The following is a 15,283-nucleotide window of genomic DNA, read 5'->3' on the forward strand; positions in this document are numbered from 1 at the left end:
CGATAGATCTGATTTTCCGCGGACGGCTGGCACCCGGGTTTCGGGGGTGGACCGGTTCGGGTCCGAGGGCGCGAAGCTTGCATGGCTTCAACGACGCCCAACACCCGAGGGGAGATGCACGTGTCCTACCTGGCTCCGCAGGAATTCGTGACCAAGATGATCGACGCGGGTGAGTCGAAAGTTTTCATGTCCACCCGCGATACCTTGATCCGCGCCTACATGGCAGGCGCCATTCTCGCCCTTGCGGCCGCGTTCGCGGTAACCGTCACCGTCCAGACCGGGCAGCCCCTGGCTGGTGCCATCCTCTTTCCGGTCGGCTTCTGCCTTCTCTACCTTCTCGGGTTCGACCTGCTGACCGGGGTCTTCACCCTTGTCCCTCTGGCTCTCATGGACAAGCGGCCAGGCGTGACGGTCGGGGGTATGCTGCGCAACTGGTGGCTAGTTTTTATTGGGAACTTCGCCGGCGCGCTTACCGTGGCAGTCATGATGGCCATCATCTTCACCTACGGTTTCACCGAGGCGCCGGACGCGGTCGGGAGGCGTATCGGCTCGATCGGTGAGGGCCGTACAGTGGGATACGCAGAGCACGGCGCCGCGGGCATGCTGACGCTCTTCATCCGCGGCGTGCTGTGCAACTGGATGGTCTCGACCGGCGTGGTGGCGGCCATGATGTCCACCTCCGTCTCCGGTAAGGTGATCGCCATGTGGATGCCGATCATGGTGTTCTTCTACATGGGCTTCGAGCATTCCATCGTGAACATGTTCCTCTTCCCCTCCGGCTTGATGCTGGGCGGTGAGTTCTCCTTCTGGGATTACATGATCTGGAACGAGATCCCGACCGTGCTCGGCAACCTCGTTGGAGGCTTCTCCTTCGTTGGCCTGACTCTCTACTCGACGCATGTGCGTACCGGGCCTAAGCGTAATCAGGACTTCAGGGCCCGGACTGCCCGTACCCCGGCGCCTGGCGAGTGACGTGAGCCGGGGTGCCGGTTCTGAGCCGCATGACCCCGGTCCGATTGACCATGGGCGAGCGGATGCTGGCACCCCGCGGAGCGGCCTGGCGGTCTCGGTCGGGCAGTGCTCTGACCGGGGCCGCAAAGAGGTGAACCAGGATTTCCACGGCGTCCTCCAGCCGGACCAGCCGCTGCTGACTTCCAAGGGGATCGCCATCGCGATTGCCGATGGCATCAGCACGAGCAGGGTTTCCCACATCGCGAGCGAGAGCGTGGTCAAAAGCTTTCTTTCCGACTACTACAGCACCTCAGAAGCCTGGAGCGTGAAGACGTCCGCGCAGCGCGTCATCGCCGCCGCGAACTCATGGCTGCACGCTCAGACCCGGCGTAGCGGCCTCGGCGAGGACATGGACGGCGGCTATGTCTGCACCCTGAGCGCCATGGTGTTGAAATCCACCACCGCACATATCTTCCATGTCGGTGACTCCCGGATCTATCGAGTCGACGGCACCTCGCTCGAACAGCTGACGGACGATCATCGGGTCGTCGTCTCGTCGCGGCAGAGTTACCTTAACCGCGCCTTGGGCGCCGAGCGCGAGGTGGAGATCGACTATTACGCCTTCCCGGTCGCTGCAGGTGACCTCTTCGTGTTGGCGACCGACGGGGTTTATGAATACGTCAGCTCTCAGTTCATCGCGGAAGCGGTCCAAGATACGACCGCGGATCTCGACGAGGTCGCCCACCGTATCGTTCGAGAGGCACTCGAGAACGGCAGTCCGGACAACCTGACCATCCAGCTGGTGCGTGTCGAGCAAGTGCCGGAGGGTGAAGCCGCCGAGGCCCTGGTCCGCTCAGGGGACCTTCCGCTGCCGCCAGCCCTTACGCCGCCCGCGGTCTTCGACGGCTTCCGGATCATCCGGCCGCTACACGCGAGCAGCCGCTCGCAGGTCTTCCTGGCCGCGGATACCGCAGACGAGAGCCTCGTCGCCCTGAAGGTGCCTTCGACCGAGTTTAGGGCGGATGCTTCCCATCTCAGGCGCTTCGCGATGGAGGAGTGGATCGCGCGCCGGATCGACAATGTGCACGTGCTCGGCGCTCCAGCAAACCGACGCAAGCGGAACTTCCTGTATGTCGTCACTGAGTTTGTGGAGGGGCAAACACTCGCCCAGTGGATGGCCGACAACCCCCGTCCTGACCTGGAGCGGGTGCGAGACGTCGTCGAGCAGATCGCCCGGGGTCTCCAGGCCCTCCATCGCAAGGAGGTCCTGCACCAGGACCTGCGCCCTGAGAACATCCTGATCGACCGGGCGGGCACCGTGAAGATCATCGACTTTGGCGCCGCCAGGGTAGCGGGCATTGCCGAGGCCGATGATCGCTCTCACGAGGAGGACATCCTCGGAACTGTGCAGTACACGGCGCCCGAGTACTTCCTTGGTGAGGGTGGCACCGCGCGGTCCGACATCTTCTCGCTCGGTGTGATCGCTTACCAGATGCTTACCGGCCGTCTGCCCTACGGCACCGCCGTATCGCAGGCGCATTCCCGATCAGCCCAGCGCAAGCTGCGGTACCAGTCAGCCTGCGATCTTCACCGCACCATACCGGCCTGGGTCGACGGAGCGTTGGAGAAGGCGGTTCGGGTCGACCCCAGGCGGCGGCATGCCGAGCTTTCCGAGTTCACCCATGACCTTCGGCACCCGAATGCTGAGTTCGCAGCCCGGCCGCAGCCCCTTCTGGAGCGCGACCCTGTCCTGTTCTGGAAAGCCATCTCCCTGCTGCTCTCCCTAACTGTGGCGATCTTGGCAGCCCTACTCGCCTTGCAGCCCTGACGTCTGAATAATGGGCGATGTTAGGAGGCCCCGCCTCCGCCTGCCGGCGAGGCCCCCCGGCTAGGCTGGCGTGCTCGTGACGGCAGGCAAGCCGACCAGCAAGGTTCCGTCCGCCGCCGCGCGGACGGGGTAGATGGTGAGAGGGCGGTCGCTGTCAGCAACCGGCCTCCCCGTGGCGAGGTCCCAGCTCCGCTCATGCAGCGGGCAAACGATAGTGGTTCCGCCGGTCAGTCCGTCGGCGAGGGGTCCGCCCTTGTGAGGGCAGTCCGGCTGAGTCGCAAAAACTTGGCCGGAGCGGGTGTGGAAAATCGCGATGCAGCGCCCTTCCACCTTGAAGTTCCGGCCCTCCCCCGGCGGGATGTCCGACAGGCGGGCGATGGGGATCTCCGCGCTCATGCGCCGGACCCTACCGTCGCGGTCATCGCTGCGTCGGCGCGGTCCATCCCCTTCTCGATGATCTGCTTCCAGGGATCGATAAAGGCATCCACGGACTCCTGCATCGCGGCGTCTAGCCGGGCGGCGATCCCCTCGCTGTCCTCCATCACGATGGCCCGGACACGTTCGATGCCAACCCGCTCCACCCAGGTGTAGGTCCGCTCCTTGTACTTCGCCTCCTCACGGTAGAGCTGCATGAAGCGGCCGGCATAGAGCAGCACCTCCTCGTGGCTGCCCACCGTGCAGAGCAGGTCGCCCTTGCGCACGTGGGATCCGCCGGCCCCGCCCACATAGATCTCCCACTTGCCATCACCGATCGCGACGGCACCCACGTCCTTTATCAGCGCTTCCGCGCAGTTGCGCGGACAGCCGGTGGTGGCCAACTTCATCTTGTGCGGGCTGTCGATGCCCTTGAACCGATCCTCGATTTGCGCGGCCAGCTTCATGCTGTCGCCGAGGCCGAAGCGGCAGAAGTCAGTGCCGACGCAGGACTTGCAGGTGCGGTAGGTCTTTCCGTAGGCATAGCCCGAATGGGTGCCCAGATCGGCCCAGACCTTGGGCAGGTCCTCCTTCTTGACGCCGAGCAGGTCGATGCGCTGACCGCCCGTCACCTTCACCATGGGGACGTTGTATTTCTCGGCCACCTCGGCGATGCGGCGCAGCTCAGCTGGTGTAGTCGCGCCGCCTGCCATGGGGGGCACGACGGAGAAGGTACCGTCCTTCTGGATGTTGGCGTGAGCGCGCTCGTTGATGAAGCGCGCGTCCGCCTCGGGAATGTAGTCACCCCTCCAAACCACCGAGAGAAGGGAGGCGAGGGCCGGCTTACTCTGGGCATCCTCGACCCCGCCCGCCAGTTCCCGGAACACGGCGGAGACGGAGCGCAGGTTCCGCGCCCTGACTTCCGCGACCAACTCCGGCTTCTTCAGGGGAATGCAGGGCACGTAGTAGTGGACGGACGGGTCCTCCTCCACGGCGCCGCCCAGGAACCAGGCCACCACCTCGTTCATCAGCCCCTTGCAGGAGCCACAGCCCATGCCGGCGCGGGTGGCACCCATTACCGCCTTGGTGGTCTTGGCCCCGCCCGCGATACAGGTGCCAATCGCGGCCTTGGTGACGCCGTTGCAGTTGCAGACCTGAGCGTCGGCCGGCATCTCGTCGATCGTTACCTTCTGGCTCGGCGCGCCGATGTCGAAGAGCAGCGACAGGCGCTCCTCCGGAAGCGGGCTATCGCGGTCGAAAGCCTGCATCAGGTAGGCAGCCTTGCCGATGTCGCCCATCAGGATTCCGCCGACGAGGCGCCCATCCCGCACGATCAGCTTCTTGTAAATGCCGCGCTTGGGCTCGACGAACTGTACCAGTTCGTCCCGCTCTTCCTGGGTCTCAGTAAGGCCCATGGAAGCCAGCTCGACCCCCATGACTTTCAACTTTGTGGCGAGCTTGGAGCCGTGATAGGCGGCGTCGATGTTGCGACCCGTGAGGTGGTCTGCGAAGACCTTGGCCTGATCCCAGAGCGGCGCGACGAGACCGTAGACGCGGCCGCGGTGCTGCGCGCATTCCCCCACGACGTAGATCGTGCGGTCGTCAACCGAGCGCATGTGGTCGTCCACCACGATGGCACGCTCCACCGTCAGCCCGGCCCGGTGGCCGATCTCGGCATTGGGGCGAATACCCGCGGCCACTACCAGAAGATCGCAATCCAGCGTCGTGCCGTCCTTGAAGGCCAAGCCGGTAACGCGGCCCTCGCCCAGGATTTCGGTGGTGGACTTCTGGAGGTGGACGGCGATGCCCATCCTCTCCATGCCGGACTTCAGGATCGTGCCGCCGGTGAAGTCGAGCTGCTGTTCCATCAGGTGCCCTGCCAAGTGCACCACATGCACCTCGCAGCCGTGATTCATCAGGCCGCGTGCCGCTTCTAGGCCGAGGAGTCCGCCGCCGATCACTACGGCCTTCCTGCCCGGTGCGGAGGCGGCAATCATGCCGTTGCAGTCGTCGATGGTGCGGAAGCCGAAGACGCCTGGCTTCAGGGAGCCGTCCGCCCCGTGCAGCCCCTTGATCGGCGGCATGAAGGCCCGGCTACCGGTGGCAATCAGCAGGCGGTCATAGTGCTCCCGCACCCCGTTGTCCGCGATAACCACCTTGGCATAGCGGTCGATGTCCGTCACCCGCGCCCCGGCATGGAGGGTGATGCCGTTCTCGGCGTACCAGGACAGTGGGTTGAGGAAGATCTCCTCCGTGTCCTGCGCACCGCTAAGAACGTTGGAGAGCAGGATGCGATTATAGTTTCCGTATGGCTCGTCGCCGAACATGAAGATGTCGAACATATCGGCACCACCGCGGGCGAGGACCTCCTCCACCGCGCGGGCGCCCGCCATGCCGTTTCCGACGACCACCAACTTCTGCTTTGCCATGTGTTTGCCCCTGTTGTTGCTCCGCCCAGTCAGATTTCCATCAGCCCGATATCAAGCACGACATGCCCCGCTACGCCCCTCTCGGCCGAGACCAGCACCTCGACCTTCGTCTCGGGAAACAGGTCCTCCAGCACGGCGAGCGGGACGTGCATCGCGCCCTTGGCGCCCACGGGGAAAAGCCGCATCGGCACGCCATCGCGCAGCAGGGTCAGCGTGATCAATCCGTCGGCCGAGTTACCGGCGCGGAGATAGACGAGTTGGGCGCGCCGGTCCGCTGGTACCGTGTAGGACAAGCCATCGTCGAGCGGCACGGAAACGGCGAGGCCCTGTCCCTCGAAGGGGTAGATGCCGTTGATGAAGCGGGGGGTGGATTCCATCATGCGTCGGCTCCGATGCTGGTATCTGTGGTCACACCGTTCCCCGCCGGTTCGATCCGCGCGGCGCAGGCCTTGAACTCCGGAATGCGGGAGGTCGGGTCGAGGGCGGGGTTGGTAAGCAGGTTCGCACCTCCCCGGCCGCCCCAATGGAACGGGACGAACAGGGTGTCGAAGCGGATGGCGCGGGTGAGCCGCGCGCGCAGCACTGCCTCCCCGCGCCGCGTCGTAATGCGCGCCATGCCGCCCTCGCTGATCCCGAGAGAACGCGCCACGTCGGGGTGGATCTCGACGAAGGGCTCCGGGTCGCCCGCGTTCAGGGCCGCAACGCGCCGGGTCTGGGTGCCCGAGTTGTAGTGGCCCAGTACGCGGCCGGTGGTAAGGAACATAGGGTAGCCTGGGCCCGGCTCCTCCGCCGTGGGCCGGTGCTCCACGGCGAAGAAGCGCGCCCTGCCATCCGGCGTCGCGAAGGCGTCGAGGAATGGGCGCGGCGTGCCAGGATGCTCCTCGGAGGGGCAGGGCCAGAACACACCCTGCTCCGCCTCGATCCGCTCCCAGGTGATACCGGCGTAGTCAGCCAAGCCGCCGGCGCTGGCGCGGCGCAGCTCCTCGAAGAGTTCGCGGTGGTCGGCGGTGAAGTAGGCGCCACGCCCTAGCCGCTCTGCCAGAGCCTTCAACACCTGCGCGTCGCTCCGGACACCCTCGGGGGGCGGGGAGAGGCAGTGGCGGAGAAGCACGCGCCCTTCCAGGTTGGTCACCGTGCCGCTCTCCTCGACCCACTGGGCAACGGGCAGCACGATGTCGGCGGTCGCGGCGGTCTCGCTCAGAAAAGGGTCGCAGACCACCAGCACGTCGAGAGCCTCGAGGCGCGCCCGCAGCCTCTCCGTCTGAGGCGCGGCGACGAGGAGGTTGCAGCCCATCACCAGCAGCGCCCGCACGCCGTCCGGTGAACCACAGCTCTCCAGCAGTTCCTGCGCCGAGGGGCCGGGCGGCGGCAAGGTGTCCGGGTCCACGCCCCAGACAGCGGCGACCGCCGCGCGATGCTCGGGGTTGGCGAGGCTGCGGTAGCCCGGCAGCTGGTCTGCCTTCTGGCCGTGCTCCCGCCCTCCCTGACCATTGCCCTGGCCGGTTAGCGTGCCCCAGCCGCAATTGGGTCGGCCCACCTTGCCGAGCGCGAGGGCAAGATTGATGAAGGCGTGCGCGTTCTCCACGCCGTGGCTTTGCTGCTCCGGCCCGCGCCCGGTCAGGACCATGGCGGTTGACGCTTCGCCCAGCATGTGCGCGGCTTGGACGAGCTGCGCGATGGGCACCCCCGTGATCCGCTCTACCCGCTCTGGCCAGTAAGCGTTGGCAATGCGCCGCGCCGCGCCGAAGCCGGTGGTACGCGCTTCAATAAAGGCGCGATCCACCAGGTTGTCCCGCAAGGCGACGTGCAGCAGGCCGAGTGCAAGCGCGGCGTCCGTGCCGGGAGTGAGCTGGAGGTGCAGCGTGGCCATCTGGGCGGTCGCGGTGCGGCGCGGATCGGCAACGATCAGCTGCCCGCCGTGGCGCCGCTGCTCTTCCAGGTACTGCACGATGACGGGCAGGGTTTCGGCCGGGTTGCTGCCGACGATCAGGATTGCCCCGGCGCCCGGCAGGTCCGTCATCGGGAAGGGAAGGCCCCGGTCCATCCCGAGCGCCCGGTTACCCGCCGCGGCGCCTGAAGCCATGCAGAAGCGGCCGTTGTAGTCGATGTTGCGGGTGCCGAGGCCGACGCGGGCGAACTTGCCAAGCATATAGGCTTTCTCATTGCTTAGCGCGCCGCCACCGAAGACGCCGACCGCGTCCGGCCCGCCTTTCTCCCGAGCAGCGCGGAATGCGGCGGCCACGGCGTCCAGCGCCTCGTCCCAGGAGGCCGGGCGCAGCGGCGCGCCACGGCTGTCCCGCATCAGTGGCGTCAGCAGCCGGACGCTGCTGGAGAGCGGTTCCGCAGCCGTCCAGCCCTTGCGGCAGAGGCCGCCGCGGTTGGTGGGGAAGTCCCGCGCGGCAGTAGCCAGCCGGCCGTCCTCCACCACCAAATCCATGGCGCACTGCATGGCGCAGTAGGGGCAATGGGTTCCTCCGCTGCCGATAGTGGGCTGGATCACGCCGTCCATCTGCGGGCGCTAGATCCGGCCCAGCCCACTGGCCGCGCCCCAGGTGGTACGCCACCGCGACTTCACCGCCGTCAGCCCCAGCAGTGCGAGCACGGCTAGCGCGGCGAAGAGCAGGAACCCTGCCTGGTAGCTGCCTGTAAGCTGCTTCGAATAGCCGAGGCTGGAGGCGAGATAGAAGCCGCCGATGCCCCCCGTCATTCCCACGAGCCCTGTCATGACGCCGATTTCTGAGCGGAAGCGCTGCGGCACGAGTTGGAAGACCGAGCCGTTGCCCATGCCGAGTGCCAACATCCCGATCACGAACACCAGAAGCGCCATCCAGGCCTGGGGCAGGCCGAAACTGACCACTATCAGGGCGACCGCGGCGACGCCGTACATGATGGACAAGGCCCAAATGCCGCCGACGCGGTCCGCCAGCGCTCCGCCAACGGGCCGCACCAGCGAGCCCGCGAAGACGCAGGCCGCGGTGAAGTAGCCGGCCAGCACCGGGTCCAGCCCGTACTGGTCGTTGAAGTAGAAGGACAGGGAGGAGGCGAGACCGACGAAGCCGCCGAAGGTGACGAAGTAGAAGAACATGAACCACCAGGCGTCGCCCTCGCGGAACACACGCAGGTACTCCGGAAGCGACTTCGGCGGCGGCCTGTCCGGGCTGTCCTTGGCCAGGATCAGGTAGATTACGAACACGATCCCGAGCGGGATGGCGGCGAGGCCGAACACGTTGCTCCAACCGAAGTGGGCCGCGAGGGTGGGCGCGAAGAGGGAGGCGAAGACCGTGCCCGAATTGCCTGCGCCGGCGATGCCGAGCGCGATGCCTTGCATCTCGGGCGGGTACCAGCGGGAGGCGAGCGGCAGGGCCACGGCGAAGGAGGCGCCGGCCTGCCCGAGAACAATGCCGAGCAGCAGCACCTGCGCAAAGCTGTGGACGCCGAACCACCAGGAGATCAGCAAACCCGCGAGCACCACAAGCTGGCCGATGGCTCCCGTGAGTTTGGGGCCGATACGGTCCACGGCGATGCCGTTCACCATACGCAGCAGGGCGCCGGCGAGCACCGGCACGGCCACCATCAGGCCGCGCTGCGCAGCGTCTAGCTGAAGATCGCGGGCGATCTGAACCGCTAACGGGCCCAGCATCACCCAGACCATGAAGCTCAGGTCGAAGTAGAGGAAGGCCGACAACAGGGTCGGGGGGTGTCCGGCCTTTAGGAAGTCGCGATTCACCATCAGATCCGGCCAGCTCCGCCCAATAGGACGCGCGACCGCCTGCAGACCCCGTTCCGGCAAGCCGGCCGGTTCATCCCGCGTGGCGTGGCGCGCCGCCGCGGTGACTCGCATTCCATCCCATGCCAGTTGGCCTTCAGGGTGAAGATCTGTCCCCGCGCCCCGGCCTCGTTTGTCCCGGGCCACTCGGCGGCCCTGGTGGAGGCATAACGCAATGCGCTGGTCCAGGGTAGGTATGTCTCCGCATATGTGAACGAATTCGGAGCAACCAGTCGACAGTGCGATCCGCCCGCGCCACAGAATAGCCATTGCGAACAAAAAAACAGCAATCTACTCATTGCCGCAGGACAGTTCAGAGGCGGGGCGAGTTGGAGCGGTCCTTTCCCGATGCCTCTCCGCGGCCAGAGCCAGCACCGGGCCGTGGCCGGCTCGATATTCGCCTGGGTTTCTGCAGCGAGCGCGGCGCGCGCGAGCGCAACGAGGACTATGTGGGTGCCTGGCTTGGAGAGCCGGGCCGCCGGGCCGCACAGGGCGTGATCGCCGCCGTCGCGGACGGGGTGGGCGGCGCCAAGGGCGGCCGCGTGGCAGCCGAGATCGCGGTGCGCGGGCTGATCGACGGGATGCTCGGCCAGAGCGAGGCGTTGGGGGTGCGCCGTGCGGCCGCCCGCGCCATTGAGGCGTTGAACACCTGGATTCACGGGCGTGGGCGCACGGAGCCGGCGCTGGAGAACATGGCGTGCACGCTCACCGCTGCGGTGCTGCGCGGCCGGCGCCTGCATGTCCTGCACGTGGGTGATACGCGATTGTATCGCCTCCGTGGCGATACGCTGTCACAGCTCACCCAGGACCATACGCCTGGGCGCCCCGGCACGTCGCATGTACTGACCCGCGCCCTCGGCGCCGCCGAGACGGTGCGCGTGGACTACACGGAGGAGGGGCTGCAGCCGCACGACCGCCTGCTGATCTGCAGCGACGGGGTGCATGGCGGGTTGTCCGAACGGCGCGTGGCTCAGGAATTGGGCCGTCGTGAAGCGCCGGAGGAAACGGCGCGCCGGCTGGTGCAGGCCGCGCTGGACACGTCGGTTGGAGATAACGCCACGGCGCTGGTGCTCGATGTACTGGAGCTTCCGCCGCCGAACCAAGTCGATCTGGAATCCGCGATCGATGTCCTGCCGATCCTGCCGCCGCCCCGCCGCGGTGCGGTGGTGGACGGGTTCGCGTTGGACGAAATGCTGGCTGACAGCCGTTACAGCCGCGTCTTCCGCGGCCGCGACACCCTGGCGCCCGAGAGCCGGGCCGTGGTGCTGAAATTTCCTAAGCCAGGCGCGGCGGCGGAGGCAAGCTTCCGTCAGGCCTTTATCCGGGAGGCCTGGGTCGCCGCCCGGGTGCGAAGCCCTTTCGTCGGGGAGGTGCTGGAGCCGCCGCCAGAGCGGCGGACCTGCCTCTACGGCGTGATGCCCTACTACGGCGCCGAGACGCTGGAGCGCCGCATCTTCCGCGGCCCGCCGCCCGGGCTGGAGGCGGGGCTGGAGATCGCGGTGCGACTCTGCAAAGGAGTGGCCGCGCTGCACCGGGCTTGCGTTGTTCACCGCGACATCAAGCCGGACAACGTGCTGCTTGAACCCGGCGGGCTACGGCTGGTGGACCTGGGCGTCGCGCGCCTGCCGCATCTCGAGGACTTTGCCGCGCATGACGCGCCGGGTACGCCGAGCTACATGGCGCCGGAACTGCTCGCCGGCGCCTCGCCGGGCGACGAGCGATCGGACATCTTTGCTCTCGGCGTCACGCTCTACCGTCTGTTCTCCGGTGGGGCCTACCCCTATGGCGAGGTGGAGGCCTTCTCCCGCCCGCGTTTTGGCATGCCGGCGTCGCTGGTGTCGCGCCGGCCCGACCTGCCAGCTTGGTTGGACCGGAACCTCGCTCGCGCTGTGGCGGTGGCGCCGGAGGAGCGGCCGGCGGATGCGCTGGAGCTTCTCTTCGACCTGGAGGCCGGCATGGGGCGTGGCGCGCCGCTGCGCCTCCCATCCCGCTCGCTGCATGACCGAAACCCACTACTGTTCTGGCGCGTGCTCTGCGCCATGCTGGCCTTTTTGCTGCTCCTCTTGCTGGCTTGGCGGTAACGGGGCACGTCAGCGCTCTAACCTGATGATGTCCGTGTTGGCGAGGTTCTGCCATGAGGGGGCTTCCCACAGAATCTGGCATAAGCTCACCATCGCCCAGGCGCGCCTCATCGCGGAGTGCGCCAAGAACGTCCGGCAACAGGACTTTCACGAGAGCAGACCACTGTCCCCGGCCCCACTCTATGGGCCAATTGGAGCTCCATCTCCCCAGATTGTCAGAAGATCACGGTTGCACCGCAACATTGCTCGCCTGCACTCTTTGGCCCTGGGCTCGCTCGGGCCCGGTAGCCCAGGGATCGCCGATGAAGGAAACCATACCGGCGGGTGTGGCGCGGGTTACAGCAATGGCCCCGATCGACGAGGTGGTCTCGCTGCAGCCGATCCGCTTCGTTGTGTACTTTGAGACGGTTGATGGGCCGGGACAGGTTGAGCTGCCACCAGAGCGCGTCCGGGAACTTGGCTTCGACGGGGACCGTGTAGGCGGTGCCTTGGTCCCGACCCCCACACTCCTGGAAGCAGCCGACTACTCAGCCCGGCGCTGGTAGTTCTGCTTCTCGTGACAGCACTGCAGCCTCAACGCCTTCTGCGGTGGTGAACTCGCTTCTCCATGCTTAGACCGCGACATTTAACACCCGTGCCGGCTCGTTCGGTGTAGGGAGCGGCGGCTTCAACCCGCCCGGTATCCCTGTACGAGCCCGTGGATAAAGCGAAGCTTCTCGACGGTCAGTGGCGACAGGACGAAGGGATATAGGTCCGGCTGCCCCATAGAGCGGTTCAGGCTGTTGGCGGCCCGGGACAGGGGGAGCCAGTTCTCCATCAACAGGTCGAAGGTGGAGGGGCGGTACGGGTCGAAGTCGATGGCTGCCTGGAAGCGCTTGCCGCCGTTGCGCGGATGGATCTCTACGCCGTGAGCCGCGGCGGTTTCCAAGGTATCAACCATGTGCAAGTAGTGCGCCCAGGACTCCGCGAAGTCCTCCCAGGGATGGGCGGTGGCGTATGCGGTGATGTAGCGCGACTGCCAGCCGGCAGGAGGCCCTTTGGCATAGTAGGTCTTCAGAGTCTCGCCATAGTCCACCCCTTCATCGCCAAACACCGCACGGCAGGCCTCCACCTTGCCGCCGTCCCGGACCAGCCGATCCCAGAAGTAGTGCCCGGTCTCGTGCCGTAGGTGCCCGAGCAAAGTGCGATAGCGCTCACCCAGGGCTTTCCGCATACGCTCGCGTTCAACATCGTCGGCCTCGCGCAGCGCTATGGTAATCAGGCCGTCGCTGTGGCCTGTCATCACGCGCGGCGCATCAGGGTCGGGAGGGTCATCCAGGAAGTCGAAAGCCAGGCCATCCCGCTGTTCGTCTCGGGTGAGCAGGGGAAGCTGGAGCTTGACCAGCGAATAAAAGAGCCGGTGCTTGGCGCCCTCGAGCTCCCGCCAGCGGGCAAGGTTTTCTCCTTGTGCCGGGTTCGAAATGCAGCGGTTGTGGCGACAGGCCAGGCAGAGGCAGTTCTTACTCTCGGCGGGGACCATCCAGTTGCAGACCTGAAACCGGGCATTGTTCAGAAGCGGTAGCGCCGCCCGGGCCAGACACGAGCGAGCCAGACCGCTGTTTCGCCAGGCAGTGCGCCGATCGCCACTTGAAGCCCGACCTGCTGCAGGGCTTCGACGAGTTCGGGGCTAACCTCGGGCTCCAGGGCGGACATAAGACCCACCTCGGGCAGGTAACCCAGAGGCGAGGAGCAGGACCCGCAGCGGGTGTTCTCGAAGTAGACCGTCTGACCGCAAGCTTGGCACCTGAACAGTCTCATTCACCCCCCGACAGAGCGTCATCCAGAGGCAATAGTGCCCCTGCTGGGATATGTCTGCCAGTTCCGTTCTTGCACCGCAGCAACTCGCTCGCGCTCATCCAAGAGCAACGTGATGCTCGACGAGTACGTTCGCGTGCGGACCGAAGCTGCTCCCACCGCAGACCGGTCCGAACTCGGGCGGGCCGTGTGCAGCCCGCCCGGTTTCAGATCGTCCAGACTGGGGCGCCAACTGCACAGCGGTCAGGCCGGCACCACCTCATCGGTGATGACCTTGAAGCCCGTGAGACAGCTCGGCCCGAAGGAGGTCACCATGGCCACATCCGTGGCGTCGCGGCCGGTCGCCATGAGGATGCGGCCGATCCGGGGCAGGTTGTGGCGGGCGTCGAAGGTCCACCAGCGGCCCGACAGGTAGACCTGGAACCAAGCGGAGAAGTCCATCGGCGCGTCGACGGGCGGGACGCCGATATCGCCAAGGTAGCCGGTGCAGTAACGTGCCGGGATGTTCATGCAGCGGCACAGCGTCACCGCGAGGTGCGCGAAGTCCCGGCACACGCCTACCTGCTCCTGGAAGGCTTCCGAGGCCGTGCGCGTCGCGCGGGCGAAACCGTAGCCGAAGGTGATGCGGTTGTGGACATAGTCCACGATGGCCTGAACCCGCGCCCATCCTTCCGGCACATTGCCGAACAGCGACCAAGCCGTATCGGACAGCTTCTGCGTGTCGCAGTAGCGGCTGCCCAGCAGATACGTCAGCACGTCGTCCGGCAGATCCTCCACCGGGTGCTGCCGCGCATGACTGCGTTGCATGGACCAACTTGCAGGCGGAGTGGCCCCGGGTTAGTCCGCATTCACGTGATGCGGACATACTCTGGCCGTCCGAGTTCGAGCATGCGGTTGAGTGCGCGGACGGCGATGGCCACTTCTGTCGCGCGACGCCCGTCGGTACGCGAGTGCAGTCCACCGCCAATCACCCGCTTGAAGCGCGCGATATCCGCCTCGACCAGGGCACGCCAGTTATAGCCTGAGGCCTTCTGCCAGCTCCTGCGGCCATGCCTGGCGATGTCCCGAAGGTGTTTGTCCCGCTTGGTCGGCGCCGTCTCAGCCGTGGCGCTCGGCACGGCACTGGACCGTGGTGGCACGATCACCGTAGAATCGGGATGCCGCGCTGCTACTTCACAGTAGACACCGTCCTGGTCGTAGGCGCCATCGGCGGTGAACGAGGCGATCGGGTCCGTGACCTGGTCGAGCAAGGGACCGAGCTGCGAAGCGTCATCGACGTCGCGGGCTGTCAACTCGGCCGCAACGATCCGCCCCGTGTCGGCATCCACGCCGACGTGCAGCTTGCGCCACGACCGGCGCGTCCTGCTCCCGTGCTTCTCGACCAGCCACTCGCCCGGGCCACATAACCGCAGCCCCGTACTGTCCACCAGCAGGTGTACGGGGCGGGTACCCGGCTGGGGTTGCGGCAACTCGAGCGTCTCGGCTCGGCGGCTGAGGGTCGTGTGGTCCGGCACGGGCAGGTCGAGACCGAGCAGGGCGATGATCGAGCCGATCAGGCCTTCGGTCTGACGCAAAGCCAGGCGGAACACGGTCCGAAGCGTCAGGGCCGTGGAGATGGCCAGCTCCGAATACCGCGGCTGTCCGCCCCGCGTGGTCCGGGGCTCGGCCTTCCAGGCCGCGATCGCGGCATCCGTGAACCACACCGTTAGGCTGCCACGTCCACGTAAGGCGGTATCGTACTCTGCCCAGTTCGTGGCCCGGAACCGCTGCTTCGGAATGTGCTGGCGACGGTCGGCATTGGCCTTGAACGGCAAGCTGCGCTCTCCTGAAGGATGACGGGCCGTCGACCCCTCAGGAGCATAACCCAGCTACACAACCAGGCCGACCCGTGCACCACAGTGCCGGCGGGACGAGATCGCCCGTGGGTGGCGCGCAGGCGTGGGCCTTCCGGCATGGGCGCCCGCCGCGCCGCTATCCACCTTCTCGACCTGAAGTGAAGCCCGATGCGCCTGCTGCTACT

10 protein-coding genes and 1 pseudogene are annotated in these 15,283 nt (G+C 66.5%); 3 read left to right on the top strand and 8 right to left on the bottom strand.

From position 1 onward, the window contains the following. Nucleotides 1–120 precede the first annotated feature (120 nt). Complete coding sequence (locus FHS87_RS20725; protein ID WP_184521226.1) at nt 121–972, top strand: formate/nitrite transporter family protein; 852 nt, start codon at nt 121–123, stop codon at nt 970–972. Next, entirely contained in the window at nt 899–2,779 is a 1,881-nt protein-coding gene (locus tag FHS87_RS20730; protein WP_184521227.1) for a protein kinase domain-containing protein, read from the top strand. The genes FHS87_RS20725 and FHS87_RS20730 overlap by 74 nt, the downstream gene beginning before the upstream one ends. 60 nt (nt 2,780–2,839) lie before the next feature. Here the strand turns inward: FHS87_RS20730 and FHS87_RS20735 are convergent, their stop codons facing one another. From FHS87_RS20735 to FHS87_RS20755, 5 genes are read right to left on the bottom strand one after another with little or no spacing between them, the layout of a single operon-like run. Further along, nucleotides 2,840–3,175 carry a Rieske (2Fe-2S) protein gene (locus tag FHS87_RS20735; protein WP_184521228.1) on the bottom strand — a complete coding sequence of 112 codons (336 nt, stop codon included), beginning with the start codon at nt 3,173–3,175 and terminating at the stop codon, nt 2,840–2,842. Beyond that, nucleotides 3,172–5,622, bottom strand: a complete 2,451-nt coding sequence (gene nirB, locus FHS87_RS20740; protein WP_184521229.1) for a nitrite reductase large subunit NirB — start codon at nt 5,620–5,622, stop codon at nt 3,172–3,174. Before nirB ends, FHS87_RS20735 begins: the two co-directional genes overlap by 4 nt. Nucleotides 5,623–5,651: 29 nt before the next feature. Then, nucleotides 5,652–6,002 carry a hypothetical protein gene (locus FHS87_RS20745; protein ID WP_221300205.1) on the bottom strand — a complete coding sequence of 117 codons (351 nt, stop codon included), beginning with the start codon at nt 6,000–6,002 and terminating at the stop codon, nt 5,652–5,654. After that, on the bottom strand, nt 5,999–8,122 hold the full coding sequence (locus tag FHS87_RS20750) for a molybdopterin oxidoreductase family protein (protein WP_221300207.1): 2,124 nt from the start codon (nt 8,120–8,122) through the stop codon (nt 5,999–6,001). Before FHS87_RS20750 ends, FHS87_RS20745 begins: the two co-directional genes overlap by 4 nt. A gap of 18 nt (nt 8,123–8,140) precedes the next feature. Then, nucleotides 8,141–9,352 (bottom strand): nitrate/nitrite transporter, encoded by a 1,212-nt coding sequence (locus tag FHS87_RS20755; protein WP_184521231.1) that lies wholly within the window; start codon nt 9,350–9,352, stop codon nt 8,141–8,143. Between the two features lie 365 nt (nt 9,353–9,717). Between FHS87_RS20755 and FHS87_RS20760 the strand changes: the two genes are divergently transcribed. Beyond that, a complete protein-coding gene (locus FHS87_RS20760) occupies nt 9,718–11,469 on the top strand; it encodes a bifunctional protein-serine/threonine kinase/phosphatase (RefSeq protein WP_246418580.1) in 1,752 nt (583 codons plus the stop codon). A gap of 667 nt (nt 11,470–12,136) precedes the next feature. Here FHS87_RS20760 and FHS87_RS20765 read toward each other — a convergent pair. The 3 genes and pseudogenes from FHS87_RS20765 to FHS87_RS20780 form a co-directional block, all read right to left on the bottom strand. Further along, a pseudogene (locus FHS87_RS20765) lies at nt 12,137–13,266 on the bottom strand (zinc-binding metallopeptidase family protein). A gap of 240 nt (nt 13,267–13,506) precedes the next feature. Next, nucleotides 13,507–14,070: a transglutaminase-like domain-containing protein gene (locus FHS87_RS20775; protein WP_184521234.1), complete on the bottom strand. Its 564-nt coding sequence runs from the start codon at nt 14,068–14,070 to the stop codon at nt 13,507–13,509. Between the two features lie 41 nt (nt 14,071–14,111). Further along, the gene (locus FHS87_RS20780; RefSeq protein ID WP_184521235.1) at nt 14,112–15,077 is read right to left on the bottom strand and encodes an IS5 family transposase; all 966 of its coding nucleotides are present in this window, start codon (nt 15,075–15,077) and stop codon (nt 14,112–14,114) included. Nucleotides 15,078–15,283: the final 206 nt, after the last annotated feature.

It is taken from the genome of Muricoccus pecuniae, assembly GCF_014199205.1.
Classification (GTDB): domain Bacteria; phylum Pseudomonadota; class Alphaproteobacteria; order Acetobacterales; family Acetobacteraceae; genus Roseomonas; species Roseomonas pecuniae.

Bases quoted from the DNA above. Each gene is read 5' to 3' on its own strand.
- FHS87_RS20730 (WP_184521227.1), top strand. From the start codon at position 899: ATGTGCGTACCGGGCCTAAGCGTAATCAGGACTTCAGGGCCCGGACTG.
- FHS87_RS20735 (WP_184521228.1), bottom strand. From the start codon at position 3,175: ATGAGCGCGGAGATCCCCATCGCCCGCCTGTCGGACATCCCGCCGGGG.
- nirB (WP_184521229.1), bottom strand. From the start codon at position 5,622: ATGGCAAAGCAGAAGTTGGTGGTCGTCGGAAACGGCATGGCGGGCGCC.
- FHS87_RS20745 (WP_221300205.1), bottom strand. From the start codon at position 6,002: ATGATGGAATCCACCCCCCGCTTCATCAACGGCATCTACCCCTTCGAG.
- FHS87_RS20755 (WP_184521231.1), bottom strand. From the start codon at position 9,352: ATGGTGAATCGCGACTTCCTAAAGGCCGGACACCCCCCGACCCTGTTG.
- FHS87_RS20775 (WP_184521234.1), bottom strand. From the start codon at position 14,070: ATGCAACGCAGTCATGCGCGGCAGCACCCGGTGGAGGATCTGCCGGAC.